The sequence below is a fragment of the Streptomyces sp. CO7 genome, assembly GCF_053474865.1.
The window spans coordinates 1-4,432 of record NZ_JBRIOU010000014.1 but is presented as its reverse complement, the minus strand read 5'-3'; the positions used below and the strand labels follow the sequence as shown (position 1 = coordinate 4,432).

At 72.8% G+C, this 4,432-nt stretch carries 3 protein-coding genes and 2 rRNA genes; 1 reads left to right on the top strand and 4 read right to left on the bottom strand.

Annotated features, from left to right (window positions below; genetic code table 11):
* Positions 1 to 56: 56 nt before the first annotated feature.
* Positions 57 to 1,088, bottom strand: a complete 1,032-nt coding sequence (locus ACOV8S_RS30395; RefSeq protein ID WP_448321706.1) for an HAD hydrolase-like protein — start codon at positions 1,086 to 1,088, stop codon at positions 57 to 59.
* A 100-nt stretch (positions 1,089 to 1,188) separates the two neighbouring features.
* Here ACOV8S_RS30395 and ACOV8S_RS30390 point away from each other — a divergent pair, with 100 nt between their 5' ends.
* Positions 1,189 to 2,484 (top strand): DUF1015 family protein, encoded by a 1,296-nt coding sequence (locus ACOV8S_RS30390; protein ID WP_448321705.1) that lies wholly within the window; start codon positions 1,189 to 1,191, stop codon positions 2,482 to 2,484.
* 93 nt (positions 2,485 to 2,577) lie between these two features.
* Here the strand turns inward: ACOV8S_RS30390 and ACOV8S_RS30385 are convergent, their stop codons facing one another.
* The 3 genes from ACOV8S_RS30385 to ACOV8S_RS30375 all read right to left on the bottom strand — a co-directional run.
* A complete protein-coding gene (locus tag ACOV8S_RS30385) occupies positions 2,578 to 3,471 on the bottom strand; it encodes a tetratricopeptide repeat protein (RefSeq protein WP_448321736.1) in 894 nt (297 codons plus the stop codon).
* A gap of 633 nt (positions 3,472 to 4,104) precedes the next feature.
* A 5S ribosomal RNA gene (rrf, locus tag ACOV8S_RS30380) occupies positions 4,105 to 4,221 on the bottom strand.
* Positions 4,222 to 4,327: 106 nt separating this feature from the next.
* A 23S ribosomal RNA gene (locus ACOV8S_RS30375) occupies positions 4,328 to 4,432 on the bottom strand; the annotation flags it as partial.

Here is a 4,432-nt window from a genome sequence, read left to right as displayed (position 1 = left end):
GTCCCCGATCCCCTCCCGGGGAACCCCCTGTCGGCCCGGCGCCGGTCCTCGGCCGGTCAGAGCCCCAGCCGGGCCAGCGCCTTCCCCGCGTCGAGCGAGCAGGCGTCCTGCCCGCCGGCCGTCCAGGCCGCCGCGCACAGCGCCCGCAGCCCGTCCATCGGCTCGCCGTCCCCGTCCAGCGTCAGCTCCTTCGGACCGGCCGCCGCCGTCCAGCCGCCGCACCGGAACCCGTCGCCCTCCGGCGTCACCTCGGGCTGCGGCGACAACAGCCCCCGCAGGTCGGCGTCGACGTAGGTGGGCCGGTGCTCCGGCACCGCCGCCAGCAGCCGGGCGCCGTCGGTGACCCCGGTGAGCACCAGCAGCGAGTCCACGTCCCCGTTGAACGCGCCCTCGATGTCGGTGTCCAGACGGTCCCCGACGACCAGCGGCCGCCGCGCGCCGGTCCGCAGCACGGTCTCCCGGTGCATCGGCGGCAGCGGCTTGCCCGCCACCGTCGGCTCCGCGCCCGTGGCCAGCCGCACCACCTCGACCGCCGCCCCGTTCCCGGGCGCGATGCCCCGCGCCGTCGGCACCGTCAGGTCGGTGTTGGACGCGAACCACGGCAGTCCGCGCGCGATGGCGTAGCAGGCCTCCGCGAACCGCCCCCAGGCGATCTCCGGCCCGCCGTACCCCTGGACCACGGCCGCCGGGTCGTCGTCCGCCGACTCGACCGGCACCAGGCCGCGTTCCCGCAACGCCACCCGCAGCCCCTCGCCGCCGATCACCAGCACCCGTGAGCCCTCCGGCAGCGCCTCGGCCACCAGCCGGGACACCGCCTGCGCCGAGGTGATCACCTCACCTGCCTCGGTCGGTATGCCCAGCTCCGTCAGGTGCCCGGCCACCGTGTCGGGCGTCCGCAGCGCGTTGTTGGTGACGTAGGCGAGGTGCATGCCCGCGTCCCGGGCGACGGCCAGCGAGTCCACCGCGTGCACGATGGCCTCGCCGCCCGCGTACACCACGCCGTCCAGGTCGAGCAGGGCCGTGTCGTAGGCCTCGCGCAGCACCTGCCCGCCGCTGCTCCCGGGCCGGGTCCTGACGGTCTGGCTCATGTCCATCGCTCCTTCTGCGCTGCTGCCTTCTGCGCTGCTGGGGGTCCAGCCCTCTTCCCCCGATGATCCCTCACGCCAGGTGCGCACATACGATGCTCCAATGAGCACAGCAGGCCAGCACGGGGAGCAGGAGCGGCACGGACTCGAACTCAGCCCGTTCCGCGGCCTGCGGTACGCGGCCGGCCAGGTCCGCAGCCTGGCCGCCGTCACCTCCCCGCCCTACGACGTGGTGGTCCGCCCCGACGGACTCCACCACCTGGAGGCGCTGGACCCGCACAACATCGTCCGGCTGATCCTCCCGCAGGCCCTCGACCCCGACGAGCGCAACGCACGCGCCGCCGCGACCCTGCGCCGCTGGCTCGACGACGGCGTGCTGACCGTCGAGGAGGAACCCGCGCTCTACGTCTACGAGCAGCGGGCCGCCGACGGCACGCTGCAGCGCGGCCTGATCGGCGCCCTCCGTCTCTCCGACCCCGACGAGGGTGTGGTCCTCCCCCACGAGGACGTGATGCCTCATGTGGTGGCCGACCGGGCCGCCCTGATGCGGGCGACCTCCGCGAACCTCGAACCGCTGCTGCTGTCCTACCGGAGCGACGGCGAGGCCTCCGGCGCCGCCGCCGTCGTCGAGGCCGCCGCGGCCGGCGAACCGCTGCTGTCCACCGTCACCGAGGACGGGGTCGCCCACCGCCTGTGGGCCGTCACCGACCCCGCCGAGCAGGCCACGGCCCAGGACGACCTGCGCGGCCGGCAGGCCCTCATCGCCGACGGCCACCACCGCTGGGCCACCTACCTCCGGCTCCGCGACTCCCAGCAGCCGTCCCCCGGCCCCTGGGACCGCGGACTGGTGCTCCTGGTGGACACCACCCGCTATCCGCTGCGGGTCCGTGCCATCCACCGGCTGCTGCGCCGGCTGCCGGTCGCCGACGCGCTGGCTGCCCTGACCGGCCTGTTCCGCGTCCGCCGCTTGGACGTCACGCTGCCCGAGGCGCTGGAGCACCTCGCGGCGGCGGCCGCCGAAGGCAACGCGTTCCTGCTCGCCGGCGACGGCGCCTTCCACCTCGCCGACCGTCCGGACCCCGGCCTGCTCGCCCGCACGGTGCCGTCCGGGCGGCCCGACGCCTGGCGTTCGATGGACGCCACCGTGCTGCACTGCGCGCTGCTCGAGCACGTCTGGCACGTTCCCGAGGACTCGCCGGAACAGATCACCTACATCCACGACGCCGGGGCCACCGTCCGCAAGGCGGAAGAGGAGGGCGGCACGGCCGTCCTGCTGAACCCGGTGCGCGAGGACGTGGTCCGCGAGCTGGCCCAGCAGGGCGTCACCGTGCCCCGCAAGTCCACCTCCTTCGGGCCGAAGCCGGCCTCCGGGCTGGTCCTTCGCCTGGTCGGGGAGTGACCTGACGCGTGAGGAAATGAGAAAGGGCGGAGCCAAGTGGCTCCGCCCTTTCTCATTTCCTCACGCGTCAGGGAACCCGTAGGTCACCCGCCGTCAGAGCTGGTCGTCCTCCTCGGACTTCTTCCGGTCGTCACCCTCATGACCTTCGTGGCCCTCGGGCACGAAGCCGTCCGCGACGTCGTCGTCCTGGTCCTGCTCGTCGCGCTCCTCGCGCTCCTCCGCGTCGTCGGTGTCGTCCGCGTCGTCGTCGGCGTAGGGCGCCTCGGCGACGGAGCCGAGCGCCTGCTCGTCCTCGTCGGCGGCGTCCTCGTCCAGCGCGTCCACGAACTCCACGCCGTCCAGCTCGGCCAGCCGGTCGGAGGCGTCGGTGCTGCCGTCACGGTCCGACTCGACCGCCTTGGCGAACCACTCGCGCGCCTCCGACTCGCGCCCGGCCTCGAGCAGCGCGTCCGCGTAGGCGTACCGCAGCCGCGCGGTCCACGGGTGCACCGCGCTGGAGGCCAGCTCCGGGCTCTGCAGCGTCACGATCGCCGCGTCGAGCTGCCCCATGTCACGGCGGGCCCCCGCGGCGACCAGCCGCATCTCGACCTGGCCGGCCTTGTCCAGCCGCTGCACGTCGGGAGCGCCCGCCATGTCGAGGGCCTTCTCGGGACGGCCCATACCGCGCTCGCAGTCGGCCATCACGGGCCACAGCTCCACGTTGCCGGTCATCCGGCGGGCGGCACGGAACTCGGCCAGCGCCTCGGAGTACTTCTGGTTCGCGTAGGCGGCGAAGCCGGCGGCCTCACGCACCGCGGCGACACGCGACGCGAGCCGCAGCGCCACCCGGGAGTAGCCGTAGGCGCCCTCGGGGTCCTCGTCGATCAGCCGGGCGACCATCACCAGGTTGCGCGCGACGTCCTCGGCGAGCGTCTTCGGCAGGCTCTGGAGCTCCTGCTTGACGTCCTTGTCCAGCTCGTCACCGGTGACCTCCTCGGGGATCGGCAGCCGCTTGATCGGCTCGCGGTCCCTCTCACGCTCCCGCTCCTCGCGGAAACGCCCGCCACCGCCACCACCGGGGCCACCACGACGGTCGTCCCGGCCGCGGTACCCACCGCGGTCGTCGTCCCGACGGGGGCCACGGTCGTCCCGACGGAAACCACCGCGGTCACCGCCGCGGTCGTCGCGGCGGAAGCCGCCACGGTCGCCACCGCGGTCGTCACGGCCGCCGCGGAAGCCGCCACGGTCGTCGTCGCGACGCGGGCCGCGGTCGTCGCGACGGTCGAACCCGCCGCGGTCGCCCCCACGGTCACCGCGGTCGTCGCGACGGAAACCGCCACGGTCACCGCCACGGTCGTCACGCCGGCCGAAACCGCCGCGATCGCCGCCGCCTTGGCGCGGGCCCCGGTCGTCCCTGCGGAAGCCGCCGCGGTCTCCGCGGTCACCACCGTCCCGGCGGCGTGGCTCGCGCTCGGGGCGCTCGTCGGGAGAGTTGGTGGACATCGGTGACTCCTAGTCTTCGGTACCGCTAAGCATCGTCGCGCAGTCGGGTTCCCGTACTGCGGCAGAACAAAAAGGGGAAAAACAAAAAGGACCCCCAGCCCCAGCTGAACGCTGGGACCGAGGGTCCTCCAAAAAATTGTTCGGCGGCGTCCTACTCTCCCACAGGGTCCCCCCTGCAGTACCATCGGCGCTGTGAGGCTTAGCTTCCGGGTTCGGAATGTAACCGGGCGTTTCCCTCACGCTATGACCACCGAAACCCTATTGGTTTCGAGCGAACAAGCACACTTTTCAGTTTGAGAGTTCTGCTCTAAGCCGGCAACTGTTCGTTGCCTCAGAACTAACACAGTGGACGCGAGCAACTGAGGACAAGCCCTCGGCCTATTAGTACCAGTCACCTCCACCCGTTACCGGGCTTCCAGATCTGGCCTATCAACCCAGTCGTCTACTGGGAGCCTTACCCCATCAA